The sequence below is a fragment of the Bifidobacterium sp. LH_419 genome (assembly GCF_056356955.1).
In genome coordinates this window covers 259,137-272,121 of sequence record NZ_JBKEVG010000001.1, presented here as the reverse complement: position 1 = coordinate 272,121, position 12,985 = coordinate 259,137, and the positions used below count along the sequence as shown (strand labels likewise).

At 67.8% G+C, this 12,985-nt stretch carries 9 protein-coding genes; 6 read left to right on the top strand and 3 right to left on the bottom strand.

What is annotated here, in order from left to right; genetic code table 11:
- Positions 1 to 336: 336 nt before the first annotated feature.
- From AC1AYX_RS01375 to AC1AYX_RS01365, 3 genes are all read left to right on the top strand, one after another.
- Positions 337 to 1,650, top strand: a complete 1,314-nt coding sequence (locus tag AC1AYX_RS01375) for an O-acetylhomoserine aminocarboxypropyltransferase/cysteine synthase family protein (RefSeq protein WP_476501815.1) — start codon at positions 337 to 339, stop codon at positions 1,648 to 1,650.
- A 288-nt stretch (positions 1,651 to 1,938) separates the two neighbouring features.
- The gene (locus AC1AYX_RS01370) at positions 1,939 to 2,811 is read left to right on the top strand and encodes an ABC transporter ATP-binding protein (protein ID WP_476501814.1); all 873 of its coding nucleotides are present in this window, start codon (positions 1,939 to 1,941) and stop codon (positions 2,809 to 2,811) included.
- A gap of 31 nt (positions 2,812 to 2,842) precedes the next feature.
- A complete protein-coding gene (locus tag AC1AYX_RS01365) occupies positions 2,843 to 5,506 on the top strand; it encodes an ABC transporter permease (protein ID WP_476501813.1) in 2,664 nt (887 codons plus the stop codon).
- A gap of 92 nt (positions 5,507 to 5,598) precedes the next feature.
- Here the strand turns inward: AC1AYX_RS01365 and AC1AYX_RS01360 are convergent, their stop codons facing one another.
- Together AC1AYX_RS01360 and AC1AYX_RS01355 are read right to left on the bottom strand one after the other, a co-directional pair.
- The gene (locus AC1AYX_RS01360) at positions 5,599 to 6,375 is read right to left on the bottom strand and encodes a response regulator (RefSeq protein ID WP_476501812.1); all 777 of its coding nucleotides are present in this window, start codon (positions 6,373 to 6,375) and stop codon (positions 5,599 to 5,601) included.
- Positions 6,376 to 6,449: 74 nt separating this feature from the next.
- Positions 6,450 to 8,879, bottom strand: a complete 2,430-nt coding sequence (locus AC1AYX_RS01355; protein WP_476501811.1) for a sensor histidine kinase — start codon at positions 8,877 to 8,879, stop codon at positions 6,450 to 6,452.
- A gap of 637 nt (positions 8,880 to 9,516) precedes the next feature.
- Between AC1AYX_RS01355 and AC1AYX_RS01350 the strand changes: the two genes are divergently transcribed.
- Complete coding sequence (locus tag AC1AYX_RS01350) at positions 9,517 to 11,013, top strand: alpha/beta fold hydrolase (RefSeq protein WP_476501810.1); 1,497 nt, start codon at positions 9,517 to 9,519, stop codon at positions 11,011 to 11,013.
- A gap of 73 nt (positions 11,014 to 11,086) precedes the next feature.
- Positions 11,087 to 11,911, top strand: a complete 825-nt coding sequence (gene proC / locus AC1AYX_RS01345; RefSeq protein ID WP_476501809.1) for a pyrroline-5-carboxylate reductase — start codon at positions 11,087 to 11,089, stop codon at positions 11,909 to 11,911.
- Between the two features lie 28 nt (positions 11,912 to 11,939).
- Here proC and AC1AYX_RS01340 read toward each other — a convergent pair whose 3' ends face one another.
- Positions 11,940 to 12,329, bottom strand: a complete 390-nt coding sequence (locus AC1AYX_RS01340; RefSeq protein ID WP_034529964.1) for a hypothetical protein — start codon at positions 12,327 to 12,329, stop codon at positions 11,940 to 11,942.
- A gap of 165 nt (positions 12,330 to 12,494) precedes the next feature.
- Between AC1AYX_RS01340 and AC1AYX_RS01335 the strand changes: the two genes are divergently transcribed.
- Positions 12,495 to 12,965 (top strand): hypothetical protein, encoded by a 471-nt coding sequence (locus AC1AYX_RS01335; RefSeq protein ID WP_476501808.1) that lies wholly within the window; start codon positions 12,495 to 12,497, stop codon positions 12,963 to 12,965.
- The last annotated feature ends 20 nt before the right edge of the window (positions 12,966 to 12,985 follow it).

The window sequence follows — 12,985 nt, the reverse complement described above, 5'->3', positions numbered from 1 at the left end:
CGTCGACGCATGCGCGCGGCGCCGCGACAATCATCACCGCCGAGCGTAGTCCGATTCACGAACCGGTTCACGTCCCCGCGCCGCGCACGGCCGCATAGCGAGACGTGCCGGGGTGCGCGGCTCCGGCGCGAGGACGCGGCGCGCGGCGGCCATCCGGCGTGTCGCGGGGGTTTCCGACGGCGGATCCGCCCCGGCCCATCCCCGGCGACGCCAATGATGCCAACGGATGATAAGCCCCTATAGGCAACCCCGATAACGTCGGGCTTGCGGCGCGCGGGGCAGGGGTCGTACCGTCATAACCAACACCTCGAGACCAACCGACAAGGAGCACACATCATGGCCGAGAACAAGAACTACCACTTCGAGACGCTGCAGCTGCACGCGGGTCAGGAGAACGCCGATCCGGCCACCGACGCCCGCGCCGTGCCGATCTACGCGACCGCCTCCTACGTCTTCCACAACTTCGACCACGCCGAGGCGCGCTTCGGCCTCGCCGACCCGGGCAACATCTACGCCCGACTGACCAACACCACCGAGGCCGTGTTCACCGAGCGCATCACCGCCCTCGAGGGCGGCACCTCCGGCATCGCCGTCGCCTCCGGCGCCGCGGCCGTCGAATACGCGGTGCGCAACATCACGCAGACCGGCGACCACATCGTCTCCTCCAAGAACATCTACGGCGGCACCTTCAACCTGCTCAAGCACACGCTGCCGCGCGACGGCATCACCACCACCTTCGTCGACCCGGAGGACCCGCAGAACTTCGAGGACGCCATCCAGGAGAACACGAAGCTCGTCTACTTCGAGACCTTCGGCAACCCGAACGCCGACCTGCCGAACTTCGAGGCCATCTCGGAGATCGCCCACAAACACCATCTGCCGGTGTTCGTCGACAACACCTTCGCCACCCCGTTCCTGTTCCGACCGCTCGATCACGGCGCCGACGTGGTCATCGAGTCCGCGACCAAGTTCATCAACGGCCACGGCACCGCACTGGGCGGCACCGTCGTCGAGGGCGGCAAGTTCGACTGGGCCGAGGTCCCGGGCAAGTTCCCGACCCTCACCGAGCCGGACCCGTCCTACCACGGCCTGAACTTCTTCGAGGCCCTCGGACCGGCCGCGTTCACCACCCGCATCCGCGCCATCCTGCTGCGCGACACCGGCGCGCTGCTGTCCCCGTTCGCCGCGTTCCTGCTGCTGCAGGGCACCGAATCCCTGTCGCTGCGCGTCGAACGCCACGTCGAGAACGCGCTCAAGGTCGTCGAGTACCTGCAGACCGTGCCCGAGGTCGAGTCCGTCTCGCATCCGTCCATCGAGGGCCGCCGCGACCACGAGCTGTACAAGAAGTACTTCCCGAACGGTGCCGGCTCCATCTTCACCTTCGACATCAAGGGCGGCAAGGACGCGGCGCGCGTCTTCATCGACAACCTGCACCTGTTCAGCCTGCTGGCCAACGTCGGCGACTCCAAGTCCCTCGTCATCCACCCGGCCTCCACCACGCACTCCCAGGAGACCGTGGAGGAGCTCGAGGACCAGGGCATCCACCAGGGCACCATCCGCCTGTCCGTCGGCCTGGAGAACATCGAGGACATCCTCGACGACCTCAAGGGCGGCTTCGAGGCGTTGCGCGCCTCCGGTCTCGCCAAGTGAACCCGGTGGGATCCCCACGTCGAAGGGGCGTCGCCGTGGGTCATGACGCGGCGGCGTGACGGCGGGATCCCGGAATAGGGGAAGGCTCCCGGGCGATCGGCCCGACAAGGGGCGGCGGACGACGGTTCCACGTCGTCCGCCGCCCCCGTTCGTTTTCGGCATCATCCTCGAGGATGATGCCGGCCATCGCGAATCACTCCCGCGCACGATGGGGCGCGCGGGGGAACGCCCATATCGTGGGGACCATACGCCGGACGACGGGTCCGGCCCGACTATGGGAGCAACGACATGGACGAGACGGCGACCCCCGCCATCCAGGCGATTCGACTGACCAAGGACTACGGCGAAGGCGACAACGTCGTGCACGCGCTGCGCGGCGTGGACGTGAGCTTCGGGAAGGGGCGGTTCACCGCAATCATGGGGCCGTCCGGCTCCGGCAAATCCACGCTCATGCACACGCTCGCCGGACTCGACTCGGCGACCTCCGGCCACGTCATCTTCGAAGGCCGCGATCTGACTCGCATGAACGACCGGCAGCTCACCCTGCTGCGCCGCGACCGCATCGGATTCATCTTCCAAAGCTTCAACCTGCTGCCGATGTTCACCGCCGAACAGAACATCCTCATGCCGTTGACGCTCGCCGGCGCCAAACCGGACCGCGCATGGTTCGATCTGCTCGTCGGGACGCTGGGGCTCGGACGACGCCTGGACCATCGGCCGAATGAACTGTCCGGAGGCCAGCGGCAGCGCGTCGCCATCGCCCGCGCGCTCATCACCAGACCATCCCTCGTGTTCGCCGACGAACCCACCGGCAACCTCGACTCCGTGTCGAGCGCCGAAACGCTCGCATTCCTCAGGCGATCCGTCGACGAGCTCGGACAGACCATCGTCATGGTTACGCACGACGCCGTCGCCGCCTCATACGCCGACCGCGCCATCGTGTTCGCCGACGGTCGCATCGTCGCCGACGAAACCCATCCCACCGCCGACCGCATGAACCAGCTGCTCATGACGGAACGACGGGCCGCGCTCGCCGCCGAAGAACGGTCGGCGTCCACCGAACCGCCGGCACCGCCGCGGCGGTCCCACGCGGCCCGGGACACCCATGCCGCCGCCCACGCCGGCGCGCACCGTGCCGGCTCCTACCGTCACGCCCACTGACCGAACCAATCCACGCAAGCAAGGACGACCCATGTTCCGCATCACCGTGAACCTCATGCGCAAAACCGCCCGCATGCTCATCCCCGCAGGCGTCGCCGTGCTCATCGGCACCGCGTTCATCGCCTCCACGTTCCTGTTCGGCAACGCCATGAACGACTCCCTCATCCGCCAGCAGACCGCCATCTACGCCGGAGCGGACGCGATGGTCCTGACCGACCTGCCCGAACATCCCACCGACAAGCAGACCGACGAGGCGTATTCGCGCACCGTGGCCGACTACCATCTCGACCGCATGCGCGCCGTCGCAGGCGTCGAAGGCGCGCGCGCCGTCACCGCCGCCGACATCGGGCTGTCCAGCGGCGCCCGCCATGCCACCAGCCATGCCATCAACACGGGCGAGACGAGCCTGCTGCCCGTGACCGTCACACGCGGCGAGCGGCCCGTCGGCGGCCACGGGATCGCCCTGCCGGAACGCGTCGCCGGACAACTCGATCTGCACGTGGGCGACACGGTGCGGGTCGTCCCCCGTGCGAACGCCGCCGGAAACAACGTCGGAAACACCGACGAAAGCCGGGACCTCGCCAATGGCGTCGAAGCGCGCGTGACGGGGCTGACCGACGACCCCAACGGCGCCTACGCGTACGACGGCGGCGCCTCCATCCTCTCCGACGACCTCATGGCCTATGCCAACGGCGTCACCGACTTCGATCAGGTCGCCGCCACATCCGTCTACCTCGACCTCGACTCCCAAGCGGACACGGCCGCCATCAGGCGTCTCCTGCCCCGATACAGCCGGCTCGTGGACCGCGACGAAGCCGACCGGCTCGCCGTGGAATCCCTCAGCGCCAACGGCACCAGCGTCGTCACCACGTTCCTCATGAGCTTCGGCGTACTCGCCCTGCTCGTCGCCGCGCTCGTCATCGCCAACACGTTCCAGGTGCTCGTCGCCCAGCGCCGGCGCATCCTCGCCCTGCTGCGCACCATCGGCGCCGACCGCCGCCAACTGTACGCCTCCGTCCTCTGCGAAGCCGGAATCCTCGGCCTCATCGCCTCGCTGCTCGGCGTCGCGCTCGGCATCGGACTCATGGCACTGCTGTGCGCCACCGGCGTCATGAAGACCACCGGCGCGCCCATGCGCCTCATCGTCACCTGGCCCGTCATCGCCGTACCCGTCGCCTTCGGCATGGTCATGACCGTCATCGCGTCCCTCGGCCCCGCACGCGCCGCCACCGCCGTCACGCCGCTCGAGGCGCTGCGTCCCATCGAACTGACCGAAACCGCACATCGCGGGCACGCGCGCACCGTCCTCTCCATCCTCATGCTCGCCGTCGGCATAGCATCATGCGCGTTCGGCGTCTGGCAGACGCACCTGTCCGTCATCGGACACGAATCCCTCGCCACCGACCATTATCCCGCCGTCCTGCTCGCCGCCATGGGAGGATGCGCGCTCACGTTCATCGCGCTCGTCGTCTCCGCCGTCCGCTGGATGCCCGCCCTCATGCGCGGCGCCGGCGCCCTCGCCGCCACGACCGGTCCCAGCGCCGCCATCGCCCACGCCAACATCCAGAAGAACCCGCGCAGGGTCGCCTCCACCGGCGCCGCCCTCCTCATCGGCGTCACCCTCGTCTCCGCCATCGCCACCGGTGCCGCCAGCGCCAAGACCACCATGGCCGACGCGCTCGCCACCCGCTACAGCGTCGACATGATCGCCACGGGCACCGGCATGACCGAGGAGCAGAGCCGACAGGTGCGCCGCGTCGAGGGCGTCGGACGAGTCCTCGACGCGCCGACCGCCCTGCGTCACGTCACCGACGACCAGGGACACGGCATCGACGTCCTCATCGTCGGCATCCCCGACCTCGACGATCTCGCGAAGGTCATGCACGCCGACCTGACCGGCGTCACCCTGAACGACCATGACGCCCTCATGCCGCGTCACGCCTTGAGCGGCGCCGATATCGACTTCGGCCGCACCCACACGACCGATTTCGCCACCGATGCCGGTTCCGCCGGCGCCGCGGGCGCGTCCGGACTCGATCTCACCGTCGTCCAGGCCGATTATCGGCGCGTCTCCTCCGACCACGACGCCGTCGCCTTCGTCGCTGCCAGCCACTTCGCCGACGGCGACCTGACCGAACAGGGGCGCATCCTCCTCATGACCGTCGACCCCGACGCCAACCACAACGGCGTCGCCGGCGTCATCGACGGCGTGCGCGAAGCCCTGGGCTCCATCCCCGACGCCAGCGTCGCCGGCCCCATCGCCGAACGCGATATGTGGGACACCAGCATCGACGCCATGATGGCCCTGCTCGTCGGACTCATCGCCGTCGCCGTGCTCATCGCCCTCATCGGCGTGGCCAACACGCTCAGCCTGTCCGTCATCGAACGCACCCGCGAATCCGCCACTTTGCGCGCCATCGGCATGACCCGCGGCCAACTGCGCCGGTCCCTCGCCGTCGAAGCGCTCCTGCTGTCGCTCGTCTCCGGCGTGGCCGGCGTGGCGCTCGGCACCCTGTTCGGCTGGCTCGGCTCAACCATGGTGTTCAGTCTCTACGGCACCGTCGCCATGCCCTTCGAATGGAAGACCAACGGCGCAGTCCTCGCCGTCTCCGCGCTCGCCGCCCTCCTGGCCAGTCTCCTGCCCGCGCGCCGCGCCGCGAGCACCCCGCCCGTCGAGGCGCTCGCCGAAGCCTGACGGAAAACCGGAACCGCCGGACGGCATGGTCCATGGCCATGGACCATGCCGTCCGGCGGTCCGTCGTTCTTTCTGTTCCGTCGCCGATCCGCTCACACCAGCCGGTTGTCATAGGCGAACACCACCGCCTGCACGCGGTCGCGCGCGTTGATCTTGGCGAGGATGTGCGCCACGTGCGTCTTCACGGTCGGCAGGCTGATGAACAGCTTGTCGGCGATTTCCTGATTGCTCAGACCGTGCGCGACCTCGACGAGGACCTCGCGTTCACGGTCGGTGAGCAGTTCCAGCTCCGGATCGGTGTAGACGGGGCGCGCATCGGCGTCGCGGCCGTCGGAGGTGTCGGGCGTCGGGGAGCCGGTCGCCGCGGAGCCGTCCGCCGGCCGGGACGCGTGCCCGTCCGCGAACATCCTCTCGATGAGCCGCTTCGTCGCGGACGGCGCGATGACCGCATCGCCGCGGTACACGGTGCGGATCGAATTGAGCAGCATCTCCGGCTCCGCGTCCTTCAGCAGGAAGCCGGAGGCGCCGGCGTCGATCGCCGCCATCACGTATTCGTCCAGGTCGAACGTCGTGAGGATGACCACGTGCGTCGCATGTTCCCGTGGAGCCGCGTCGTCGGCGCCCGACGTACCGGCATCGGCGCCGATGATGCGGCGTGTGGCCTCGATGCCGTCCATGCCGGGCATGCGCACGTCCATCAGCACCACATCGGGGTGCAGCCCTTCGGCCAATGCCACGGCCCGGCCGCCGTCGCCGGCCTGCCCGACCACGTCCATGTCCGGCTGTGAGCCGATGACCATGGCGAACCCGGCCCTCACCAGCTCCTGATCGTCGGCGATGACCACTCGAATCCTGTCGTTCCCACTCATACCGAACCACCCTACCCGGTGTCCGGAATCCGGCGGGCGGTTTCGGTCCCTGATTCTTCCCTGAATCAGTGGAATCAATCGGGCCGATTCCGGACGCGATCGTCAGCCCGCTTGCCCAATTGGTCGTCCAACGGCGCCATCGGGGTGAGCAGCATACCCGTTTCGGCGTGCTCGTGCGTCGCATCGCTGAACCCGGTCTCGCGCAGCACGGCGAGCAGCCCGCGCATGTGCGCCAACGCCTCACGCCCCTGCGCGCCGATGCCGGAGAACGATGCGGCGATGCGTTCCGGCGAGGGTGCGGGCGTCCCATCGAGCATCGCCAATCCTTCGTCGGCGCGGCCGATGACCGTGCCGAGCGTCGCCGCGACCTCGGAACGCATGGCGGCGCCGATGCGTTCGCGTTCCATATTCGCCGCAAGCACCTTCCGCCGATCCTCCTCGGCGCGCAGCGCCTCCTCGCGCTGACGCAGCACCAACACGTCGGATCCGCTCGAACGACGCCACGCGGCCATCGCCATGCTCGCCAGGCACAGCAGCAGCATCACACCGCCGACCAGCAGCCCGCCGAACGCCACCTCCCATGCCGGTTCGCCGCCGTCGCCCCGCAGCAGCGCATGAACAAGCGAATCATAGCCGTCCCGTCCGGCCACGACCCGCGCCCCGAACAGCCACGAATCGAACGCCGCGCAACACAACACCCAGCGCCAGGCCTTGTCGCGCCCATACAACACCGCCGAATACACCGACGCCAACGCGAACACGTTCACGGCGAGCATCGAGGGGGCGAACAGCAATTCCACGGCGGACATGACGGCCATCGCCAGAGCGGCCGACTCCGGGAACCGGCGACGGAACGCGTATGGCGCGAGCAGGAACGCCGTCACCGCCACGGCGATCGCACGCCTCGCCGGCAGCGAGGCGAACGTGGCGGAGGACAGCCCCGAATCGTTGAACGTCGCGGTATGGAACATGAGCGTCAGCAGCGCCGCGGTCAGCGTGTCCATGAACAGGTAGTGCCGTTCGGTCCACCACGCCACCCGTCCGATGCGCGTCATGCCCGCCGCGCCGCCGGATACGACGCCATCGGCGTCCACGTCGATGCCGGACAGACGGGAGCGCAACGACGCCAGATCGGCATGCAGCTTCGACAGGGCCGCCGGCACGGCGTCGTCGGGCCTCGCGGAGTCGTCGGAATCCACGCGGACGGGCCGACGGTCAGGCTGCAGCGGAACCGTCGCGGCGACCGTGAACCCGCCTACGGGCGACGGTCCTGCTTCGACGTCGCCTCCCGTCGCGACGATGCGCTCGCGCATGCCGACCAGACCATATCCGGGCGCATGCCCGTCGACGGCGGAGGACGCTCCCATACCGTCATCATGGATGACGATTTCCAACGCGTCCGAACCCCAGGTCTCGTCCATCGTCACACGGGCGCCGTCACCCGCATGCTTGCGCACGTTGGACAGCGATTCCTGTACGAGACGGAACACGGCGGTATCCGCATCGGGGGAGAGACGATCGGGGCGCGCGTCGCCGTCCACATGACGCGCGACCGGCGGATGGCCGTCGAACAGGTCGGGGATGTCCGCGTAGCCGGTGCCGGCCGATCCGCCGAACACGTCGAACAGCCGGTGCATGTCGCGCTGGGCGTGCGCCGCCTCGCGGCGAATCGTCGTCATCGTACGTTTCGCCACGGCGAGATCGTGCGCGCCGGCGTACCGTCCCCCATCCGACTGGACGATGATCGTCGACAGGGTATGCGCCACCACGTCGTGCATGTCGCGGGCGATGCGCGCACGTTCCGCCAACCGCGCGATGCGCGTCTCCTCGACCTCGCGCGCGGCGATCGACTCGTTGCGCTCGCGAATGGCCCTGAGCGTGGCCGCCCGCGCGCGTTGCCAGAACGCCATGATGATCACGCTGACCAGACATATCGAAACGAGCAGGAACAGGAGCCCCGCGTCAATCGCGATCCTTCCGGCGCAGCTCGCCGATTGTGCGCCGAACACGCCGCTGGTCGACGAACGGCACGTCGGCATGGCCGGTATGGCCATCCTCGTCGGCGGCCCATCGGCCCCATCGAACATCGGCCCCAGATTGAACGCAAACGCCCAGACGCCGGAGACGAGCGCGCCCATCGAGAACGCGGCGACGACGAAACGCAGCGTATGGCGCGGATCGCCGTACAGCAGCGCCGAATACAGCATCAGCAGGGAAACGAGATCGGCGTACGTGACCGCGGGGCCGAACACGAGATGGGCCACGCACAGCGCGACGAACAGCCAAGAGGCCATCTCGGGCCGCCACCGTCGCATCGCCGCCGGTATGAGGATGATGATCGACCATAGACGCATGGCGCGCATGGTCGTGGGGAACAACAGCGCCGGGACGGTGCCCGGATCGGTGTCGCTCGCCAGCAGCAGGCAGAATGCCGCCATCGCCAACATGAGCAACGCATCCACGACCAGCACATGCGAGCGGCCCCATGCCACGATCCGTCCCATCACAACACCCATACACCCAAGGCTATCGCGGGGATGGTTCCCCTGCCATCATGCCTGAGGATGAGCCGGGGCGGGAGGCGCACGATGGGATACATAGGATGCATGGTCGTCGAGGCGTGATCTGCATGGTTCAGGGGCGAACCTGCACGGTCCGGGAGACTACCTGTATGGTGTGGCAATGGTTGTGTACGGTTCGAGGACGAACCTGTAGGTTTTTCGGCCGAACCTGCATGGTGTGGTGCCGAAAAGATAGGTTGCAACGGGGGCGACGACCATGCGGAGCCGCGGAAAATGGCCGATATGGCATCGAGCGGCATCGGAGAATCCGGCCGTCTACCCGAGGGCGGCGCACAGGTAGGGGCTCCGGCTCTACAGTAATGGCGGCAAACCATGCAGGCTATGCTCCGAACCATGCACAAGCGATCGGAAACCATGCAGGAACGGTGTCGAACCATGCACGAACGATACCGGCAGTGCAGAGGACGCCAGACGTCGCATGATGCCGCAAGCGGGAAGCGCGCCGCCGGAATGCCGTCTGAATGACGTCAGAATATTGTCCGCCCACACACGTGGAATGGGTGGAGGAATTCCGCCGGGCCGTTCCGACCATGGTGGACATCGGAAAGGACGCTCGCGCATGACGCTGCTCAACGAATACTACGTGCCCGGACTGCACATCGAAGACCATGCCATCGACGTGCCGCTCGACTGGACCGGCCACGAACCCGGCAAAGGCTTCGACGGGGAGAGCATCAGACTCTTCTACCGCGTCGTCACCACGCCCGAGCACATCCACGACGACCTGCCGTTGCTCGTCTTCCTGCAAGGCGGCCCCGGCGGCGCCGGCCCGCGCCTGCTGAACCCGACCAGCGACGGCTGGATCGAAGAGGCCACGAAGCATTTCCGCGTCATCCTGCCCGACCAGCGCGGCACCGGCCGCTCCAACCGCGTCGACACGCACACGATGGCACGCATCGCCGCCGCGCATGACGGCGACGGCGCCGGATCCGCGGCCGCCGCCGCACGCGAACAGGCCGACTACCTCAAGAAGTTCCTCGCCGACTCCATCGTGCGCGACTTCGAACACCTGCGCCGCACCGAATTCGGCGGACGCGCATGGGTGACGTTGGGGCAGAGCTACGGCGGATTCCTCACCCTCACGTACCTGTCCCTGTACCCGCAGGGCGTGACCGTGAGCTTCACCACCGGCGGCATCCCGCACGTGCCCGCCGACGCCACCGAAGTCTACGAACACACGTTCCCGCGCATGGCGCGTAAGACCCGGCAATTCTACGAACGCTACCCGCAGGACCGCGAACGCGTCGCCGCGCTCGCCGACATGCTGCCCACCGTCGACGACGTGCGGGACTTCACCGCGCATCTCGCCGACACCGTGCCGGAGACGCTGGCGGCCGACGGGCTCGGGCGCCGACTCGGCGTGATCGCCGGCATGGCCGCGCATGGATTCCCGCTGCTGCCCAATGGCGACCCGCTCACCGTCGAACGGCTGCAATGCCTCGGCTCCGACTTCGGCATGAAGCCGAGCTTCGAACGCGTCCACTGGATCCTCGACGACGCGTTCGCCGATGGCGACGGCTCCACGCCGGCCGACGGCGGCGCGACGTTGTCCGACGAGTTCCTCACCAAGGTGATGAACGCCACCTCGTCGCGCCCGCTCTACTGGCCGTTGCAGGAGTTCATCTACGCGAACGGCGAATTGGAGCGGCCGATCCACTGGGCGGCGCAGCGCGTACGTGATGCGCATCCCGAGTTCGACGCGGGGGAGCGGCCGCTCACGTTCACCGGCGAGGCGATGTTCCCGTGGATGTTCGAGCAGGAGGCGTCGCTGCGCCCGTTCAAGGCGGCGATGGACGTGCTCATGGAGGACACGCGCTTCGGCCGTATCTACGACGAGGCGCAGCTCGCCCGCAATGAAGTGCCGCTCCAGGCCGCCGTCTACTTCGATGACATGTACGTCGATTCCGGTCTCCAGCTCGACACGCTGTCGCGCGTCGGCAACAGCCACTACTGGACGACGAACGAGTTCGAACATGACGGTCTGCATGGTCCGGTCGTGTTCCGCCGCCTGTGGGACGAGGCGCTGAACAGGGGAGACCTCGCGGAGCTGTTCTGATTTCCCCGAAACATCGGCGGCGTTATGATGGCGTGCGGATAGCACGACACCTAGGGAAAGGCTACGAACAGACATGACCGATCTGAACGGCATCACCATCGGATTCATCGGCTACGGCAACATGGCGCAGGCCATCGCGCGGGGGCTCGTCGACGCGGGCGTGGTGCGCGGCGGCCAGATCGTCGCCTGCGCCGCCCACTGGGACAAGCTGGAGCGGACCACGGCCGAACTGGGCGCACGCCCGCTGCACAACGCGCTCGAGGTCGCCGTCGCGGCCGACGTGGTCGTCGTCGCCGTCAAGCCGTACCAGATCGAGGAGGTCGTGGGGCCGCTCGCCAAGGAGCTCGCCAAGCCCGGCAGGATCGTCGTGTCCATCGCCGCCGGCTGGGATCTGGAGAAGTACCGGAACCTGTTCGCCGGCGGTACCGATGGCGAGGCCGGCGTGGACGTGCACGTCCAGTGCACGATCCCGAACACGCCGATGGCCGTCGGCAAGGGCGTGCTCGTCACCGAAACCGCGAACACGCTGACCGAGGACGAGACGGCGACGTTCGAGGCGCTGTTCTCGCCGATCAGCCTCATCGAACGCGTCGACACCGCGCACATGACCATCGCGATGGTCGTCGCCGGCTGCGCCCCCGCGTTCACCGACATGTACATCGAGGCGCTCGGCGACGCCGGCGTCGCCTACGGTCTGCAACGCGCCACCGCCTACCGGCTCGCCGCGAAGATGGTCGAAGGCGTGGGAGCGCTCTACATGGCCACCGGCGATCATCCAGGCGTGATGAAGGACGCGGTCTGCTCGCCCGGCGGCACCACGATCCGTGGCGTCGCAAAGCTGGAGAAGGACGGGTTCCGCGGCGCCGTCATCGACGGCGTCGACGCGATCATGGCGTAGGGGAGCGGCCGAATCGTTCGTCGATCGGCTATTCCCCGAACAGCGGCGACATGCCTTCGGGCGTTGCCGCCCTGCGCCGTTTCGGGATGAGGCGCGCCTCGACGATCCACGCCCCGTCGACCAGCCGGGCGCGCGCCTCGAACTCGCCCGATTCGAAACCGCGGCGGTCGCCCCGGTTGATCTTGTACGCGGCCTTCAACGCCGCCGCGCGGTTCGCCGGCGTGGCGACGCGATGCCACCCCGGATTCGCGGTCAGCCACTTGGCCAGCTGCGGGCCGTTGCGTTTCGTGCCCGTCACGGTGGCGCCGTCGATCAGGGGAGTCGGCGTCCCCGATCCGAGCAGCGCGAGCGCGTCGAGCCACGCGTGCGCCGCCTCCTCGTCGGGAAATTCGAAGATCACACGTACCGTATCCGCCATACCGTGCCACTGTAGTCGCGTGACGCGCCGGATGCCTGCCGCCCTTCGGGAATCGGAAGACGATTGATCCGGCGATGTTTCGGCATGTTCCCGATCGCCGTTGCCGTATGATGACGGGATGCCTCCTCGTCGACGAGGATACGAGGATGTTCAAAGGAGAGAACCATGAAGAGGATCATCGCGGCCGTCGCCGCCATCGCGCTGCTCACCGGACTTGCCGCATGCGGCGACTCGGATGCGGCCGCGAACGCGCCGGCAAAGGCGGATTCGTCATCGAAGACGAAGACCCGGGAAGCGCCGAAACCGAAGCCGGCCGATCTGACCGGCACCTGGAAACAGACGAACTCGAACAGCGACGACACGTACATGCAGGCCACGGTCACATCCGATGCGATCAAGGTCGAATACATCATGCCGGACACGACCGCCCTGTTCTGGGCCGGAAGCTATGCCGCGCCCACCGAGTCGGGGGACTGGAAGTGGGATTCCGCGAATGACCACGACCAGACGCAGACCGCGTTGCTTGCATCGGGCGACGAGACGAAGACGTTCACCTACACGGATTCGTCGAAGGAACTGAGTTTCCCGATGACGATGCAGGGCGTGACCGCCACCATCAGAATGCAGAAGCAGTGACCGACGGCCCCTCCGTGTCG